This window comes from Ferrimonas sp. SCSIO 43195 (genome assembly GCF_023716685.1).
GTDB lineage: Bacteria > Pseudomonadota > Gammaproteobacteria > Enterobacterales > Shewanellaceae > Ferrimonas > Ferrimonas kyonanensis.
The window spans coordinates 891,308-907,308 of the sequence record NZ_CP072679.1; the positions used below are offsets into that span (position 1 = coordinate 891,308).

At 58.3% G+C, this 16,001-nt stretch carries 19 protein-coding genes; 17 read left to right on the forward strand and 2 right to left on the reverse strand.

Features of this window, described 5'->3' with window-relative positions; translation table 11 throughout:
- The first annotated feature begins 11 nt into the window (after positions 1 to 11).
- The 6 genes from lgt (at position 12) to J8Z22_RS04275 (ending at position 4,910) form a co-directional block, all read left to right on the forward strand.
- Positions 12 to 800, forward strand: a complete 789-nt coding sequence (lgt, locus tag J8Z22_RS04250) for a prolipoprotein diacylglyceryl transferase (RefSeq protein ID WP_028114006.1) — start codon at positions 12 to 14, stop codon at positions 798 to 800.
- A 46-nt stretch (positions 801 to 846) separates the two neighbouring features.
- Entirely contained in the window at positions 847 to 1,698 is an 852-nt protein-coding gene (locus tag J8Z22_RS04255; protein ID WP_252008999.1) for a thymidylate synthase, read from the forward strand.
- A 315-nt stretch (positions 1,699 to 2,013) separates the two neighbouring features.
- A complete protein-coding gene (gene nhaR / locus J8Z22_RS04260; protein ID WP_028114004.1) occupies positions 2,014 to 2,925 on the forward strand; it encodes a transcriptional activator NhaR in 912 nt (303 codons plus the stop codon).
- Between the two features lie 40 nt (positions 2,926 to 2,965).
- Positions 2,966 to 4,180 (forward strand): Bcr/CflA family multidrug efflux MFS transporter, encoded by a 1,215-nt coding sequence (locus tag J8Z22_RS04265; RefSeq protein ID WP_252009001.1) that lies wholly within the window; start codon positions 2,966 to 2,968, stop codon positions 4,178 to 4,180.
- On the forward strand, positions 4,177 to 4,440 hold the full coding sequence (locus J8Z22_RS04270; protein WP_028114003.1) for a succinate dehydrogenase assembly factor 2: 264 nt from the start codon (positions 4,177 to 4,179) through the stop codon (positions 4,438 to 4,440). The genes J8Z22_RS04265 and J8Z22_RS04270 overlap by 4 nt, the downstream gene beginning before the upstream one ends.
- A gap of 50 nt (positions 4,441 to 4,490) precedes the next feature.
- Complete coding sequence (locus J8Z22_RS04275; RefSeq protein ID WP_252009003.1) at positions 4,491 to 4,910, forward strand: hypothetical protein; 420 nt, start codon at positions 4,491 to 4,493, stop codon at positions 4,908 to 4,910.
- Here J8Z22_RS04275 and nadB read toward each other — a convergent pair.
- Entirely contained in the window at positions 4,888 to 6,492 is a 1,605-nt protein-coding gene (gene nadB, locus J8Z22_RS04280) for an L-aspartate oxidase (protein ID WP_028114001.1), read from the reverse strand. The genes J8Z22_RS04275 and nadB overlap by 23 nt on opposite strands.
- 199 nt (positions 6,493 to 6,691) lie before the next feature.
- On the opposite strand from nadB, the gene rpoE reads away from it, so the two are divergent.
- The 11 genes from rpoE to acpS all read left to right on the forward strand — a co-directional run bounded on the left by rpoE (position 6,692) and on the right by acpS (position 15,531).
- Entirely contained in the window at positions 6,692 to 7,270 is a 579-nt protein-coding gene (gene rpoE / locus J8Z22_RS04285; protein WP_028114000.1) for an RNA polymerase sigma factor RpoE, read from the forward strand.
- Between the two features lie 18 nt (positions 7,271 to 7,288).
- Positions 7,289 to 7,864: a sigma-E factor negative regulatory protein gene (locus J8Z22_RS04290; protein WP_028113999.1), complete on the forward strand. Its 576-nt coding sequence runs from the start codon at positions 7,289 to 7,291 to the stop codon at positions 7,862 to 7,864.
- A gap of 11 nt (positions 7,865 to 7,875) precedes the next feature.
- A complete protein-coding gene (locus J8Z22_RS04295; RefSeq protein WP_245595614.1) occupies positions 7,876 to 8,823 on the forward strand; it encodes a MucB/RseB C-terminal domain-containing protein in 948 nt (315 codons plus the stop codon).
- Entirely contained in the window at positions 8,820 to 9,257 is a 438-nt protein-coding gene (locus J8Z22_RS04300; protein ID WP_035416058.1) for a SoxR reducing system RseC family protein, read from the forward strand. The genes J8Z22_RS04295 and J8Z22_RS04300 overlap by 4 nt, the downstream gene beginning before the upstream one ends.
- A gap of 151 nt (positions 9,258 to 9,408) precedes the next feature.
- Positions 9,409 to 11,199 carry a translation elongation factor 4 gene (gene lepA / locus J8Z22_RS04305; RefSeq protein ID WP_028113997.1) on the forward strand — a complete coding sequence of 597 codons (1,791 nt, stop codon included), beginning with the start codon at positions 9,409 to 9,411 and terminating at the stop codon, positions 11,197 to 11,199.
- 6 nt (positions 11,200 to 11,205) lie between these two features.
- Positions 11,206 to 12,126 carry a signal peptidase I gene (gene lepB, locus J8Z22_RS04310; protein WP_028113996.1) on the forward strand — a complete coding sequence of 307 codons (921 nt, stop codon included), beginning with the start codon at positions 11,206 to 11,208 and terminating at the stop codon, positions 12,124 to 12,126.
- A gap of 9 nt (positions 12,127 to 12,135) precedes the next feature.
- Positions 12,136 to 12,807: a ribonuclease III gene (gene rnc / locus J8Z22_RS04315; protein ID WP_028113995.1), complete on the forward strand. Its 672-nt coding sequence runs from the start codon at positions 12,136 to 12,138 to the stop codon at positions 12,805 to 12,807.
- Complete coding sequence (era, locus tag J8Z22_RS04320) at positions 12,804 to 13,712, forward strand: GTPase Era (RefSeq protein WP_035416056.1); 909 nt, start codon at positions 12,804 to 12,806, stop codon at positions 13,710 to 13,712. The genes rnc and era overlap by 4 nt, the downstream gene beginning before the upstream one ends.
- Positions 13,713 to 14,423, forward strand: coding sequence for a DNA repair protein RecO (gene recO / locus J8Z22_RS04325; protein WP_028113993.1), 711 nt, complete (start codon positions 13,713 to 13,715; stop codon positions 14,421 to 14,423).
- A complete protein-coding gene (gene pdxJ, locus J8Z22_RS04330; RefSeq protein ID WP_252010449.1) occupies positions 14,417 to 15,154 on the forward strand; it encodes a pyridoxine 5'-phosphate synthase in 738 nt (245 codons plus the stop codon). Before recO ends, pdxJ begins: the two co-directional genes overlap by 7 nt.
- Positions 15,154 to 15,531: a holo-ACP synthase gene (gene acpS / locus J8Z22_RS04335; RefSeq protein ID WP_028113991.1), complete on the forward strand. Its 378-nt coding sequence runs from the start codon at positions 15,154 to 15,156 to the stop codon at positions 15,529 to 15,531. Before pdxJ ends, acpS begins: the two co-directional genes overlap by 1 nt.
- Positions 15,532 to 15,544: 13 nt before the next feature.
- Here the strand turns inward: acpS and J8Z22_RS04340 are convergent, their stop codons facing one another.
- Positions 15,545 to 15,910, reverse strand: coding sequence for a hypothetical protein (locus J8Z22_RS04340; protein WP_252009006.1), 366 nt, complete (start codon positions 15,908 to 15,910; stop codon positions 15,545 to 15,547).
- Positions 15,911 to 16,001 lie beyond the last annotated feature (91 nt).

A 16,001-nucleotide genomic window follows, 5' to 3' on the forward strand; every position in this document is an offset into this window, starting at 1 on the left:
AAGAACCCATCATGACTGAGTCTTACTTCATTTTCCCCCACATCGATCCGGTGATCGTTGAGATCGGCCCGCTGGCGTTGCGCTGGTACGGTCTGATGTACCTGGTGGGTTTTTTAGGGGCCATGGCGATGTTGAACCGCCATGCCGACAAACCCGGTTCCACCTGGAGCCGCGATCAGGTCTCCGACCTGCTGTTTTACGCGTTTCTGGGGGTGGTGCTCGGGGGCCGGCTGGGTTACGTGTTCTTCTATGGCTGGCAATGGCTGCTGGAAGACCCGTTGTACCTGTTCCGCATTACCGAAGGGGGCATGTCGTTCCACGGTGGCCTGTTGGGGGTCATTGCGGCGATGATCTTCATCGCCAAGCGCCAGAAGCGTACCTTCTGGCAGGTGGCGGATTTGGTGGCGCCCACCATTCCCATCGGCTTGGGAGCGGGTCGGATCGGCAACTTCATCAACGGCGAGCTGTGGGGCCGGGTGACCGATGTGCCCTGGGCGATGATCTTCCCCGGGGCCGGACCGCTGCCGCGGCACCCGTCGCAGCTGTATGAAGCGATTCTGGAAGGACTGGTGCTGTTCCTGCTGCTGGCCTGGTATAAGCGTCGTACCGACAAGCCGGGCGCGGTCGCCGGGATGTTCCTCATCGGTTATGGTTGTGCTCGCTTCCTGATCGAGTACGTTCGCCAGCCCGATGCCCATATGAGCCTGTATTGGGGCTTCTCCATGGGGCAACTGCTGACGCTGCCGATGTTGGCCTATGGCCTGTACCTGATTCTTCGGCCAGTAAAGCAAAGCCAGTGATCTCCATCTTTTTTGACCCATACAACCACGAGGGGCGAGTCGATTCATGAAGCAGTATCTGCAATTGTGTCAGCGAATAGTCGATGAGGGCATCTGGGTGGAAAACGCCCGTACCGGCAAACGGTGTCTGACGCTGATTAATGCCGATCTGGAGTACGACGTCGGTGGCAATGCCTTTCCACTGATCACCACCAGGAAGAGCTACTGGAAGGCGGCCATCGCCGAACTTCTGGGTTATCTGAGAGGCTACAGCAGCGCCGCCGAGTTTCGGGCCATCGGCTGCAATACCTGGAACGCCAACGCCAATGACAATGCGGACTGGCTGGCCAATCCGCATCGCCAAGGCGAGGACGACATGGGCCGGGTCTATGGCGTTCAAGGCCGGGCCTGGCAGGGGCCGGACGGTCGCAGCATCGATCAGCTGCGCAAGATCATCGATGATCTGCGTCGAGGTGTGGACGATCGCGGTGAGATTCTGACGTTTTATAACCCGGGCGAGTTTCACCTCGGCTGCCTTCGTCCCTGCATGCATACCCACACCTTTTCACTGGTGGGAGATCGACTGTTCCTGACGTCCTATCAGCGCTCCTGCGATGTGCCGCTGGGGTTGAATTTCAACCAGGTGCAGGTGTTTACCCTGTTGGCGCTGGTGGCGCAAATCACCGGCCATAAGCCGGGTAAGGCCTACCACAAGATCGTCAATGCCCACATCTATGAGGATCAGTTGGGACCGATGACCGACGTGCAGTTGAAACGTCAGCCCTACGATTCGCCCCGGCTGATCATCAACCCGGCGATTCAGTCGCTGGAGGATCTGGAAACCTGGGTCACCCTGGATGACTTTCAGGTTGAGGGCTATCAGCACCACGACCCCATCGCCTATCCGTTCTCGGTATAGTCCCAGTTACAGCGCGACGCCCGGCTTGGCCTAGCCGGGCGTTTTTTTATCTGCCCGGCTTTTGGGACGCTGAATCTGTGCCAGACTCTGGTGTATTCGAGTATCGATTGATAACCGGAACTTACAAATTTAGCTCTTTGTTGCTTCAGGCTTTGTGTTAGGCTGACGTACGCATTAATGAGTCCTTAACTCCCGGTTAAGGCTGCCTGATTTACCATGGTACCCGACGGTACCTGGCCTGGATATAGAGTCGTTTCCTCGACATGTTTTTCTATTTAAGGAGTGATTCTCCCTGTTGGGGCAGAATCGATTGTTATGGCGCATCTTAATTACAACCACTTGTACTACTTCTGGATGGTCCGCAAGAAGGGCTCGGTCACTAAAGCCGCCGAGGCGCTGTTTTTGACGCCGCAGACCGTTACCGGCCAGATCCGTCACCTGGAGCACCGCCTGGGGGGCAAGCTGTTTCGCCGTCAGGGGCGGCAACTGGTGGCATCAGACCTCGGTGAGTTGGTGTTTCGTTATGCGGACAAGATGTTCAGCCTCAGCTACGAGATGCTGGACCTGCTGAATTACAATCAGGACAGCTCCATTTTGTTTGAGGTGGGCAACTCCGATGCCCTGTCCAAGGCGTTGGCCAGCCGACTGTTGTTGTCGGTGATCCCCGATGACGGTTCCATCCATCTGTGCTGTTACGAGTCCACCGATGAGAACCTGATGGAGCGCTTGTCGCAGCACAAGCTCGATATGGTGGTGTCCGGCAGTGACTCTGAGTCGCTGAAGTACCCGGAAATCCTCAGTAAGAAGTTAGGGGAAACCGGCATTAGCTTTTTCTCCGTCGACGAAGTCGAGGGCCGCTTCCCGGCCAACCTGGATGGATCCCGCATTCTGATGCCCCATCGTAAAACCGCTCTGGGTCAGCAGTTGCTGCGCTGGTTCGACGAGGTAGGGGTGTCACCGGTGATTCTGGGTGAGTTCGACGATGCTGCCATGATGAAGGCCTTTGGCATGTACCGTCAGGGGATTTTCGTTGCACCGACGCTGTACCGGGAAGAGATCCTGGCCCAGGGAGTTAAGTTGATCGGCGAGACGGTCGATGTCACCGAACAATACCACGTGATGTTTGCCGAACGGATGATTCAGCATCCGGCGGTGAAGCGGATCCTGGAAACCGACTTTACCGCGCTGTTCTCCGGCAAAGAGCCTGCCTTCAGCCGTTTTAAATGATGGCCGGGCCCTCCCCGGGCCCGGCCCTAAGACTGTATCGATGACCCAAACTTCTAAAACCACCGGCCTGGCCTTGATTGTACTGCTGGGCGCCTTGGCCGGCATGACTCCGCTGGCCATCGACATGTACCTGCCGGCCATCCCGGCCATTGCCGATGAACTCCATGCCACCGTGTCCCTGACCCAGATGAGTGTCAGCTTCTTTCTGGTGGGCTTTGCCGTCGGTCAGCTGTTCTATGGTCCGGTCACCGATGCGCTGGGGCGCATTCCGGTGCTAATGGGGGGCCTAGGGGTGTTTGCCCTGGCCAGCATACTGGCCACCTTTACCAGTTCGGTGGAGGGGCTGATCGCCGCTCGGGTGCTGCAGGCCTTGGGTGGCGCCGGCGGGTCGGTGGTGGTGATGGCCATCCTGAGGGACCTGTTTCAGCGGGAACAGTTCGCTCGGGCCATGTCTTTCGTCATGCTGGTGATGAACCTGGCGCCGCTGGCGGCGCCCATCGTTGGCGGTTACCTGCTGGCCCACAGTGGCTGGCGGGCGATTTTCTATTTGCTGGCGCTGTTGTCACTGTTGCTGGTGGTGTTGATCGCCACCCGCATCGGCGAAACCCTGCCGGCATCGAAGCGCCACCGCCTCAATCTGAGTTCGGCACTGGGGCTGTATCGGCGCATCATCCTGACCCGACAAACCATGATGTACCTGGGGATCGGCGCCCTGGTGTCCGGTTCGTTGTTCGTATTTATCACCGGCTCTTCCTACGTCTACATTCGTTATTTTGACGTGGCACCGGAGCACTTTGGCTACCTGTTCGGACTCAATATCATCCTGATGATGCTGCTGACTTCTTTCAATGCCCGTTACGTGGCCCGGTTTGGCACCCTGAAGATGCTGGCCACCGGTTTGTCCATCAGTGGTGTTGGCGCGGTGCTGGCGCTGCTGGCGGCGTCGCTCAGCGCTCCGCCACTGTGGTTGGTGGTGCTGCCGGTGATGTTGATGGTCGGTCCTCTGGGGATGGTGTCGGCCAACGCCACCTCGTTGTCACTGGACTCCTTTGATGGTGCGGCCGGATCGGTGTCGGCCCTGGGAGGCGCCATTCGCTTTATTTCAGGGGCCCTGTCCGGTGTGTTGCTTAGTCTGAGTCATCCGCAATCGCCGATGCCGATGTTGATCGGCATGGCGGTATGTTCACTGGCGGCCTTGGGGTATTATTGGTACACATTAAATGTGGTACCCAAAGCCGTTAAGGATAAAAAATGACCGAGAACAGGGAATACGTGGCGCGCCTGAAGTGGGCCTGTCGCCGGGGCATGTTGGAGCTGGATGTGTTGCTGGAACCCTTTGTTGAGCAGCATTTTAGTGACTTGGCGCCGCAGCAGCAGGCGGATTTCGAGCGGCTGCTGACCTGTGATGATCCCGAGCTGTTTGCCTGGTTCATGGGCCACGAACGCTGTGACGATCCGGCGTTGGCCGCCATGGTGGCGCTGATCCTTGAGCGTAACCGCGAACTGCTACGCTGATCCCTGGCCCCGGCCTGTGTGCAGTCCGGGTTCTCAGCGACGAGCCGGTCATGGACGACCTTCCCCGCTATCTGTTTCCCGCCCCCGGTTACCAATGGGCGCCGCTGCCGTGGTGCCTGAGTTTGCTGGTGCTGCTCAGCCTGTTCTGGTGGCCGGACAACCGCCTGCCGGCCCAGATCCTGTGGCAGGGGCTGGTGGCCATGCTGGCGCTGGCGTTGCCGCTGTTCAAACCCAAAGAGCGACCGCCGGGCTTTGCGTTGAATGAACTGGGGCAGGGCGTCCGGCTGGATAACGGTGAGGCCATCGTCGTCAGCAGCTGGAGCCTGGTGTTACCCGGAGCGGTGATGCTGGTGATTGGCCCGGACCGCCGGCTGTGGTGGCTGCGGCGGTCGCAGTTGGACACAACCGACTGGCGCCGGTTGTGTCGCATTGTGTTGGCGTCCCGGCTCAGGCGTCCGGAGTCAGAATAGAGGGCGTCGGTTGCGATTGTTGCTCGGGGTAATCCAGGGTGTAATGCAGACCGCGACTCTCTTTGCGGCTCATGGCACAGCGGATGATCAACTCGGCAATCTGCACCAGGTTGCGCAGCTCCAACAGATCGTTACTGATCTTAAAGTCCGAGTAGTAATCGTGAATCTCGGTTTTGAGCATCTCCACCCGGCGCAGCGCCCGCTGCAGTCGTTTGTCGGTTCGAACGATGCCGACGTAATCCCACATAAACAGTCGCAGCTCATGCCAGTTGTGGGCGATGACCACGTGCTCATCGGAGTCGGTGACCTGGCTTTCATCCCAGTGGGGAATGTTGTCCAGCAGGTCGGTGCTGTCCAGTTTCGCAAAGATTGACCGGGCGGCGGCACGGGCAAACACCAGGCATTCCAACAGGGAGTTGCTGGCCATGCGGTTGGCGCCGTGCAGGCCGGTGTAAGCCACTTCACCAACGGCATACAGGCCGTCGATATCGGTTTTGCCATCCAGGTCGGTCATCACGCCGCCGCACGTGTAGTGCGCCGCCGGAACCACGGGGATCGGCTGGCGGGTGATGTCGATGCCCAGGTCCAGGCAGCGTTGGTAAATGGTCGGAAAATGCTTGGTGACGAAGGCTGGGTCTTTGTGGCTGATGTCCAGGAACATGCAGTCGGCGCCCAGTCGCTTCATCTCGAAGTCGATGGCCCTGGCCACCACATCCCGCGGGGCCAACTCTTCTCGGGGATCAAAGTCGGGCATAAAGCGGCTGCCATCGGGGCGCTTCAATAGCGCGCCTTCTCCGCGCAGCGCTTCGGTCAGCAGAAAATTGCGCGCTTCGGTGTGGTACAGGCAGGTGGGGTGAAACTGGTTAAACTCCATGTTGGCCACTCGGCAGCCGGCGCGCCAGGCCATGGCGATGCCGTCCCCGGAGGCGACGTCCGGATTGGAGGTGTACTGATAAACCTTGGAGGCACCACCGGTGGCCAGCACCACGAAACGGGCACGAATGGTTTCGACGTGTTCCTGCTGGCGATTCCAGACATAGGCGCCCACCACTCGCGTGTCGCCGGCCAGCCCTAACTTGGTGGTGGTGATCAGGTCGACGGCGTTGTAGCGTTCCAGCAGCGAAATGTTGGGATGGCGATGGGCCTGCTCCTCCAGCGTCAACTGCACCTCTTTGCCGGTGGCATCGGCGGCATGCAGAATTCGGCGGTGGCTGTGGCCCCCTTCGCGGGTCAGGTGGTAGCGGGATTCACCGTCGTGTTCCTCTTCGTCGAAGTCGACGCCTTTGCGAATCAACCACTCCAGGGCCGCCCGCGCTTCTTGGGCGGTAAACTGCACCGCCTGCCGGTCACATAACCCCGCACCGGCAATAAGGGTATCTTCTACATGGGATTCAACGGTATCATCTTCGTCAAATACGGCAGCGATTCCACCCTGGGCGTAATAAGTGGAGCCCTCGGCGAGGTTGCCTTTGGCAACGACCGTTACCTGGCATTGCTTGGCCAGTTTCAGGGCCAGCGTCAGTCCGGCGGCGCCGCTGCCAATTACCAAAACGTCTGTGCTGTGTTCAATCCCGGCTTTCATTAGGTATCATGGGGTTTGGAAATTTGGCCACTATGTTACTCGTTTCGGGGGCCAGGGCCAAAGAATCGGTCCCAGAGAGTGTAAATTTAAAATGGATCACAATTTTTTACGAACTTTTACCAAAAGACGCAGTCTATTAAAGTGCGCGGAGACGAGTAAAAGCAAAATCAGCAGTTTAGTTATGGGAGAGAGCTCTTAAGTGAGTGAGCCAAACAGCGACCAGCAGCTAGTCGAACGCGTTCAACAAGGTGATAAGCAAGCTTTTAACCTGCTGGTAATGAAGTATCAGCATAAGGTGGCCAACTTAATAAGCCGCTACGTGAAGAATCAGGGCGATGTCGCCGACGTAGCACAAGAAGCGTTTATTAAGGCGTATCGGGCTTTGCCCAATTTTCGTGGCGAGAGTGCGTTTTACACCTGGCTGTACCGGATTGCGGTCAACACCGCTAAAAATTATCTGGTATCCCAGGGGCGGCGTCCACCAGCGAGTGATGTGGATGCCGAGGAAGCGGAGTTCTATGACGGTGCCGATGCACTGCGAGAAGACGCGTCGCCAGAACGCCAGCTGCTGTCAGAAGAGATTAAGAAGGTAGTGTTCAATACCATCGAAACACTGCCTGAAGAGTTAAGAGTGGCGATTACCCTTCGGGAGCTCGAAGGGATGAGTTACGAAGAGATTGCCACTGTAATGGAGTGTCCCGTGGGGACGGTGCGAAGCCGAATCTTCAGGGCGCGGGAAGCAATTGATAAGCGTATTCAACCGTTATTAGAACGGTAGCATCAATCAGGGTGAACCATGGGTACAGAACGTAAAGAAGCAGTATCGGCTTGGGTGGACGGTCAGGGAAGCGATCGGGAACTTGAGCAATGGCTGAACGATGAACCGATGCAACAGAGCTGGGATCGTTACCATCTCATCGGGGATGCGATGCGAAACGAACTGCCTCAGCAAATGGATCTGAACATCGCCGCCAATGTGGCCGCGGCTCTGGAGCAGGAGCCAACGGTATTGGCTCCGAAATCCAAGACTAAGCGGACTCAGGCCCTGCAGGGCAAGGTGGTGGAGCTGTCCCGTCGTTTCGGTCAGTACGCCATTGCCGCCACCGTGGCAGCCATTGCCGTCGTTGGGGTGCAGCAGTACGGTGCAGAGCAGCAAAACAACCCGCTGCCGGTACTGAATACTCTGCCGGTAATGGGAGCGCCGACTCCGGCCAGCTACCAGGCGAATACCCCATCCGCCCGTCAGGCTCAAAGCACGGAGCAGCAGGCACAGGAACAGCGTCGCCGGGTCAATGCCTATCTGCGTGACCACCTGTTGCAGCAGCGCCTGAAAGGGCATAATGTGGCGGATAATGACCAAGGCCAACAGTAACGAGGCAAGGCTTGCGTAAAATATGGTTCCTGATGGCATGGTTGCTGGTACTGCCAGCCCATGCCGCGACTGGCGACTCCGCCATTAGCTGGCTGCAGCGGATGCAGCAAGCACTCTCTCAATCCCATTTTCAATACTCTCTCATTCACCTGCAGATGGATCACATCCGGCCCCTGCGTTACTTGCATGGGGTGGTGGATGATCATCAGGTGGCTTACCTGGAGCACCTCAACGGCCCGCTGAAAAACGTGGTGCGGGTGGACGACCAGGTGACTTACCTCGAGCATGAAGTCAAACCCTATTCGGTGCGCAGCGCCCGCATCAGTGGTTTTATTCCACCGGCCTTTGGTACCGGCGTGGAAGCGTTTACGCCGTTCTATCAACTGGCCATGGGCGGTCGTGATCGCATTGCCGGTCGCACCTCTCAGGTGATTCGGATTGTTTCTACCGACCGTTTTCGTTACAGCTATCAATTGTGGCTGGATGTGAAATCCGGTCTGCCACTGCGTATCGACACCATCAATGCCGACGGCCAGTTGCTGGAGCAGTATCTGGTGATCGAACTGGTGACCTTCAGTGAGCCACCGCCGATTTTGTCGGAGCTGGCGGGACAGGTGTGGCCACCAGTATTGGCATCGGCATCGGCGACAGACGCACCCCAGTGGCGTTTCGGTTGGTTGCCTCAAGGTTTCGAAGTCACCCACGTGGATCAGCACCGGCTGTTTGGCGTCAATGATCCGGTTCAATACTTGTCCCTCAGCGATGGCCTGACTGAAATGTCGGTGTACATCGGCCTGGCCGGCCAGATTGAGATGCCGGAAAACCTGTCGACCGGCAGCGGCTTATCCCTGGCGTCGGCCCGTCATGGAGAGGTTGAAGTGGTGGCGGTGGGCAAGCTACCGGTGGAAAGCCTCAGTAACGTGGCCAACTCCATCTACCCCGCCAAGGGGGAGCAATGATCGAGGCTCTGGCCCGGGTGGAAGCCTGTGCCGATGGCCGGGTAACCGTCAGTTGGCAGAGTCAGAGTGCCTGTGGCCACTGCCACGAAGCGGACACCTGTGGCTCCGGTGTGGTGGCCAAGGCGGTGGCCGCGAAAGCCCAACGCCTGACTCTGACGTACGGCAAACCGCTGTCGGTGGGCACTCAGGTCAGCCTCGGTATTCCTGAGCAGCAACTGATTACGGCCGCCGCCTTGGTGTATCTGCTGCCCCTGCTAGGCTTATTGTTAGGGGCCGGGTTGGGGGCCGTGTGGGGCGGGCCTGAGTGGCTGTCGCTGTTGGCCGGGATCGGACTGGCCATCGGAGGCTTTTTGCTGGCCCGGGGATTGTCGCATCGTTTCACGCCGACCCCGCGGATTCTCAGGGTGCTGGGGGTGTCGACAACGCCCGGTTAGTCTGCGACCCCGTGCTCGGTGACGGTTTTTCCGCTGCGCTGTGCCTGCAATGCCCGGATGCATAGCCGCCGGGCACAAAATCCGTTAAAATCCCCCCCCTATAGCTATCGTAGATAATTTATTCCTGTAGTTTTTGCAAGAAGCGGACTAGATGAAGCATATTCGAAATTTCAGTATCATCGCCCACATCGACCACGGTAAATCGACCCTTTCCGATCGATTGATCCAGGTTTGCGGTGGTTTGTCAGAGCGTGAGATGGCAGCCCAGGTGCTCGATTCCATGGACATTGAGCGTGAGCGCGGCATTACCATTAAAGCACAGAGTGTGACTCTGGATTACACGGCGAAGGACGGTGAAACCTATCAGCTGAACTTCATCGACACTCCCGGGCACGTGGACTTCAGCTATGAAGTATCGCGGTCGCTGGCGGCTTGTGAAGGCGCCCTGCTGGTGGTGGACGCCGGTCAGGGGGTAGAAGCACAGACTCTGGCGAACTGCTACACCGCCATCGAAATGGATCTTGAGGTGCAGCCGATCCTCAACAAGATCGATCTGCCGCAGGCGGATCCGGAGCGGGTCGCGGAAGAGATTGAAGACATCGTCGGCATCGACGCCATCGAAGCGGTGCGCTGTTCGGCCAAGACCGGCATCGGTGTCGATGAGGTGCTCGAGTGCATCGTCGACAAGATTCCACCACCGGAAGGGGATCCGGAGGCGCCGCTGCAGGCGCTGATCATCGACTCCTGGTTCGACAACTACCTGGGGGTGGTGTCGCTGGTGCGGATTAAAAATGGCGTTCTGAAGAAGAACGACAAGATCAAGGTGATGAGTACCGGCCAGGTGTGGGGCGTCGATCGTCTCGGCATCTTTACCCCGAAGCAGAAAGACACCACCGTCCTCAATACCGGCGAGGTAGGCTGGGTGGTGTGTGGCATCAAAGAGATTCACGGTGCGCCGGTGGGCGATACCTTGACCACCGCCAAGCACGGCACCGAAGAGGTGTTGCCGGGCTTCCAGAAAGTGAAACCGCAGGTGTACGCCGGTCTGTTTCCGATCTCCAGTGAGGATTATGAGTCTTTCCGTGACGCCCTGAACAAGCTGTCACTGAATGACGCATCGCTGTTCTTCGAGCCAGAAACTTCATCGGCACTGGGCTTCGGCTTCCGGGTCGGCTTCCTGGGTATGCTGCACATGGAGATCATTCAGGAGCGGCTGGAGCGGGAGTACAACCTGGATCTGATCACCACCGCGCCGACGGTGGTGTACAAGGTGACTACCACCAAGGGGGAAACCCTGTTGGTGGATAACCCCTCTGAGTTGCCACCACTGAACAACATTGAAACCATTGCCGAGCCGATTGTCGAAGCCAACATTCTGGTTCCACAGGAATATCTCGGTAATGTGATAACCCTGTGTATCGAAAAGCGCGGGGTTCAGACTAAGATGGCCTACCACGGTAACCAGGTGGCAGTGACCTATGAACTGCCGATGGCGGAAGTGGTATTGGACTTCTTCGATCGACTCAAGTCCACCAGCCGTGGCTTTGCCTCGCTGGATTACAACTTCACCCGCTTCCAGGAAGAGGAGATGGTGCGTCTGGATGTGATGATCAACGGCGAGCGTATCGATGCGTTGGCGATGATCACCCACAAAGAGAACGCCCAGTTCCGCGGCCGCCAGCTGGTGGAAAAGATGCGGGAACTGATTCCGCGGCAGATGTTCGACATTGCCATTCAGGCTTCCATCGGCAGCATGATTGTGGCTCGCAGCAACGTGAAAGCGCTGCGCAAAGACGTGACCGCCAAGTGTTATGGCGGTGACGTGAGCCGTAAGAAGAAGCTGCTGCAGAAGCAGAAAGAGGGCAAGAAGCGGATGAAGCAACTGGGTAACGTAGAGGTTCCCCAGGAGGCCTTCCTGGCCGTACTGAAAGTAGGAGAATAAGCGCAGATGGCGGCAATGTTTTCACTGATCCTGGTGTTGATCACCCTCGGGTCTGGTCTGGTTTGGCTACTCGATCATTTTTACCTGGCGCCAAAGCGCCAGGAAAAACTGGCTTTTGCCAGCCAGCAAACCTCTGGCGAACTGCCGGAGGACGCCCAGGAAAAGCTGGTCCAGGAACCTTGGTTGGTGGAAACTTCCAAGTCCATTTTCCCGGTTATCGCCTTCGTGCTGATTTTGCGTTCGTTCCTGTGGGAACCCTTCCAGATTCCGTCCGGCTCGATGATGCCGACGCTGCTGGTGGGGGACTTCATTCTGGTGAACAAGCACGAATACGGTCTGCGCGATCCGGTTTTCCGCTACAAGTTCTGGGACAACAATGAGCCGCAACGCGGCGACATTGTGGTGTTCAAATACCCGAAAGACACTCGCATTGATTACATCAAGCGGGTGATCGGCTTGCCGGGCGACAAGGTGGTGTATCGCAACAAGCAGTTGTTCGTCCAGCCTAAATGTGAGGCTGGGGTGTCTCCTTGTCCCGAGTTGACCGCCATCAATAGTGCCAAGGTCAACAGTGGTGAGTTTTCGCAAAACGGCACGCCGTTGCTGCGTCTGAAAGAAGATCTGATGGGCATTACCCACGATACTCTGATCAATCCCCGCCGGCCGGAACCGCTGCGCTACTATTATCAGCAGCAGGGTCGCCGCACCGGCGAGTGGGTAGTGCCTGAAGGCCACTACTTTGTGATGGGTGATAACCGAGACAACAGTACCGATGGCCGTTTCTGGGGCTTTGTGCCCGAGGAAAACCTGGTTGGCCAGGCCACCGGAATCTGGATCTCCTTTGAGTTTGACCGCGATAGCAGCAGTGTCCTGCCCGGATGGGTGCCTACCGGCGTGCGCTTTAATCGCATTGGCGGATTACAATAAAGGTTAGCTGTGGCTGATTTAAATCGTTTACAGAGACTGCTTGGCTATGAGTTCAAGCAGCCTCAATTGTTGCAACAGGCGCTGACGCATCGTAGCGCCGGCAGTCGTCATAATGAACGACTGGAGTACCTGGGTGATGCCGTGCTGTCCATGGTGATTGCCGAGGAGTTGTACCATCGTTTTCCGCAAGCGGCGGAAGGCGACATGACCCGCATGCGGGCCACGCTGGTGCGGGGGGTAACCCTGGCCGAAATCGCCCGTGAGCTGAACCTGGGCGATTACATTCGCCTCGGTGCCGGTGAACTGAAATCCGGCGGATTCCGTCGGGATTCTATCCTGGCCGACGCAGTGGAGGCCATTCTCGGGGCGGTGTTCCTCGACGACGGCATTGAGGTGTGCAAGCCGCTGCTGCTGAGCCTGTGGAAGCAGCGACTGGATACCATTGTGCCCGGCGCCGGGCAGAAAGATCCTAAGACCCGATTGCAGGAGTGGCTGCAGGCGCGTAAGAAGCCGCTGCCTAACTACGAAGTGGTCACCGTAACCGGTGATGCCCACAACCAACAGTTTACCGTGCATTGCCTGGTAAGCGAGGTGACCGACCCGGTACTGGGCAAAGGCAGCTCGCGACGCAAGGCGGAGCAGGACGCAGCCGGTAAGGTCCTGGAGTTATTGAAAGTATGACCGATACCACCTACTGCGGTTTCGTTGCCATCGTCGGCCGCCCCAATGTGGGCAAGTCGACCCTGCTGAATCGTCTGCTGAAGCAGAAGATCAGCATTACCTCCCGTAAGCCGCAGACCACCCGGCACCGAATCATGGGCATTCACACCGAAGGCCCTCGCCAGGTGATCTTTGTGGACACCCCCGGGCTGCACATCGAAGAGAAGCGCACCATCAACCGGTTGATGAACCGGGCGGCGGCCACCTCGTTGGCCGACGTCGAGTTGGTGCTGTTTGTGGTCGAGGGCACCAAGTGGACCCCGGACGACGAGATGGTGCTGAAGAAGCTTGGCCGGGAAGGCAACGAGGGGCGCAAAGTGGCCCTGGTGATCAACAAGGTTGATCAGATCAAAGACAAAGAGGAGCTGTTGCCGCACCTGCAGGAGTTGCAGAGCAAGTTTGACTTTGATGCGGTGTTCCCGGTGGCCGCCGGCAAGGGCGGCAACGTGGATCCGATCATGGCGCTGTCTCTGGACAGCATCCAGGAGTCGATTCATTACTTCCCTGAAGATTACGTCACCGATCGCAGCCAGCGCTTTATGGCCTCGGAGATTCTGCGTGAAAAGCTGATGCGATTCCTTGGCGATGAACTGCCCTATGCCGCCACGGTGGAGATCGAGCAGTTCAAGGTCGACGAAAAGGGCACCTTCCACATTCACGCGTTGATTCTGGTGGAGCGTGAAGGCCAGAAACGGATGGTGATCGGCAACAAGGGCGACAAGCTGCGTACCATCGGCCGCGAAGCGCGGATCGAGATGGAAAACATGTTCGAGACCAAGGTGTACCTGGAGACCTGGGTCAAGGTGAAATCCGGTTGGGCGGACGACGAACGGGCGCTGCGCAGCCTGGGGTACGGGGACGACTGATTGGACGCGGGTTGGCAGTCTGCCTATCTGCTGCACGCCCGCCCTTATCGTGAGCGCAGCCAGCTGATCACCTTGCTGACCGAGCAGGATGGCAAGGTGGCGGCGGTGGCTCGCAGCAGCGGAAAACAGGGCGGCCTGACCAAAGCCGCCCTGCAACCGTTTCAACCTCTCAAAATTCTTCTTTCCGGCACCGGGTCACTGAAAACTCTCAAAAGTGTCGAAACCCTGAGCCTGCCCGTACCACTGCAGGGGCAGAAGTTGTTTTGCGGCTTGTATTGTAACGAGCTGACAGTCCGGTTACTGTCTGAGTTACAAGCGTGCCCGTCGTTGTACCAAGGTTACCATCAGAGCCTGTTAACACTGGCCACCACCGACAGCAACGAAGCGGTGCTGCGGTATTTTGAATGGATGCTACTGGACTACCTCGGGGTGGCTCCCTTGCTGAGCCAGGATGCCTGTGGCGAGCCGCTGCAGGCCGAAGGTCGCTACAGCCTGGTGGCTGAGCACGGCTTTATGCCGGTGGCGGGCGACCGCGGCTATTTGGGGGCGATGTTGCTGGCACTGCAGCAGCAGCAACTGAGTGATTCCCAGCACCTGCACCAAGCCAAGCATCTGGCGCGTACCCTGCTGAAGCCACTGCTGGGCAACAAACCACTGCGCAGCCGGGAATTGTTTCAAAGAAAAACCAGACCAAGGACAAGCACATCATGAGCATTTTACTGGGTGTCAATATCGACCACATCGCGACTCTGCGTCAGGCTCGGGGCACCGACTACCCCGATCCTGTGCATGCGGCGGCGGTGGCGGAGCACGCCGGTGCCGACGGCATCACCATCCATCTTCGAGAAGACCGCCGTCACATTGTCGATCGCGATGTGCAGGTGTTGGCTCAGACCCTGAAGACCCGCATGAATTTGGAGATGGCGGTGACCGAGGAGATGCTGGACATCGCCATCGGTGTACAGCCGGTCTACGTGTGCCTGGTGCCAGAGAAACGGGAAGAGCTGACCACCGAAGGTGGCCTGGATGTGGCCGGTCAGCTGGATAAGATGCTGGACGCGGTATCGCGTCTTAAAGCCGCGGGCATCAAGGTGTCGCTGTTCATCGATGCTGACAAAGCGCAGATCGATGCGGCGGTTAAGGTGGGGGCGCCTTACATTGAGATTCATACCGGCGCCTATGCCGATGCAGAAAGTGAAGAGGCCCAGCAGCAGGAACTGGCCCGCATTGCCGAAGGCGCCCGCTATGCCGCCGCCCAGGGGCTGGTGGTGAACGCCGGTCATGGCCTGAACTACCACAATGTGAAGCCGATCGCCGCCATTGCCGAGATCTATGAGCTGAATATCGGCCATGCCATCATCGCCCGGGCGGCCATCGACGGCCTGGAGACCGCGGTGCGAGACATGCGCCGGTTGATGCTTGAAGGCCGTCAGGGGATCTGATGACCATTAAGGGGCTGGGCACCGACATTGTTGAAATCGAGCGGGTCGAGGCGCAATTTCAGCGCCTCGGTCAGCGTTTTGCCGATCGCATTCTTACCGCCAACGAGCGGGGCGAACTGGCGGCCAGCAAGGCGCCGGCTCGGTTGTTGGCCAAACGCTTTGCGGTCAAGGAAGCGGTGGGTAAGGCGCTGGGTACCGGCATTGGACGAGGCGTATCGTTTCAGCACATCGAGCTGGGACACAACGACGATGGTGCGCCAAAGCTGCACCTGAGCGGCGGTGCCCTGGCCCGGATGCAGGCGTTGGGGGCGACCGATGCCCACATCAGCCTGGCGGATGAGCGCCGCTATGCGGTGGCAACGGTGGTGCTCAGTTAGCCGGGGGCGTGGGTTAGAAATTCACTTCGGTTCGAAACCCCAATACGGTCAGGCTTTGCTGCCGTTGTTGCTGGTACTGAAGGTCGAGAGAGATGTTGACGGGTCCCAGTTTGAGGCCGCCGCCGATGCGAGCGCCGAGGCCGTTTTCGGTGGGCTGATTCAGTTGGGGCAGGTGGGATTCGGTCAGGCTGACCGAGGTTTGGGTATACCAGGGCCCGCCGCCCCAGCGCTGCTCAAGAGTCAGGGGAATTTGAGTGAAATTGGGATCCTGGTAGGCCAGGGTCGGCGCCGTGACCCATTGGCTGTCGGCGTGCAGCGGTGCTGTCATCAGTGCCAGCCCGAGCAGGCCACAGCGGCCCAACCATAAACACCCTTGCATCGCCTATCCTCCCTGACAGTCAAAAGGCCAGCGTCTTTCGGGACGCCGGCCTTTTAGTATAGTTCAGATTTTTGAGGGCCTTGCCCTAATG

Coding starts and splice junctions, on each gene's coding strand:
- lepB (WP_028113996.1), top strand. CDS start 11,206: ATGGCGGCAATGTTTTCACTGATCCTGGTGTTGATCACCCTCGGGTCT.
- lepA (WP_028113997.1), top strand. CDS start 9,409: ATGAAGCATATTCGAAATTTCAGTATCATCGCCCACATCGACCACGGT.
- J8Z22_RS04255 (WP_252008999.1), top strand. CDS start 847: ATGAAGCAGTATCTGCAATTGTGTCAGCGAATAGTCGATGAGGGCATC.
- acpS (WP_028113991.1), top strand. CDS start 15,154: ATGACCATTAAGGGGCTGGGCACCGACATTGTTGAAATCGAGCGGGTC.
- J8Z22_RS04270 (WP_028114003.1), top strand. CDS start 4,177: ATGACCGAGAACAGGGAATACGTGGCGCGCCTGAAGTGGGCCTGTCGC.
- J8Z22_RS04275 (WP_252009003.1), top strand. CDS start 4,491: ATGGACGACCTTCCCCGCTATCTGTTTCCCGCCCCCGGTTACCAATGG.
- J8Z22_RS04340 (WP_252009006.1), bottom strand. CDS start 15,910: ATGCAAGGGTGTTTATGGTTGGGCCGCTGTGGCCTGCTCGGGCTGGCA.
- nhaR (WP_028114004.1), top strand. CDS start 2,014: ATGGCGCATCTTAATTACAACCACTTGTACTACTTCTGGATGGTCCGC.
- nadB (WP_028114001.1), bottom strand. CDS start 6,492: ATGAAAGCCGGGATTGAACACAGCACAGACGTTTTGGTAATTGGCAGC.
- J8Z22_RS04290 (WP_028113999.1), top strand. CDS start 7,289: ATGGGTACAGAACGTAAAGAAGCAGTATCGGCTTGGGTGGACGGTCAG.
- J8Z22_RS04300 (WP_035416058.1), top strand. CDS start 8,820: ATGATCGAGGCTCTGGCCCGGGTGGAAGCCTGTGCCGATGGCCGGGTA.
- era (WP_035416056.1), top strand. CDS start 12,804: ATGACCGATACCACCTACTGCGGTTTCGTTGCCATCGTCGGCCGCCCC.
- lgt (WP_028114006.1), top strand. CDS start 12: ATGACTGAGTCTTACTTCATTTTCCCCCACATCGATCCGGTGATCGTT.
- J8Z22_RS04265 (WP_252009001.1), top strand. CDS start 2,966: ATGACCCAAACTTCTAAAACCACCGGCCTGGCCTTGATTGTACTGCTG.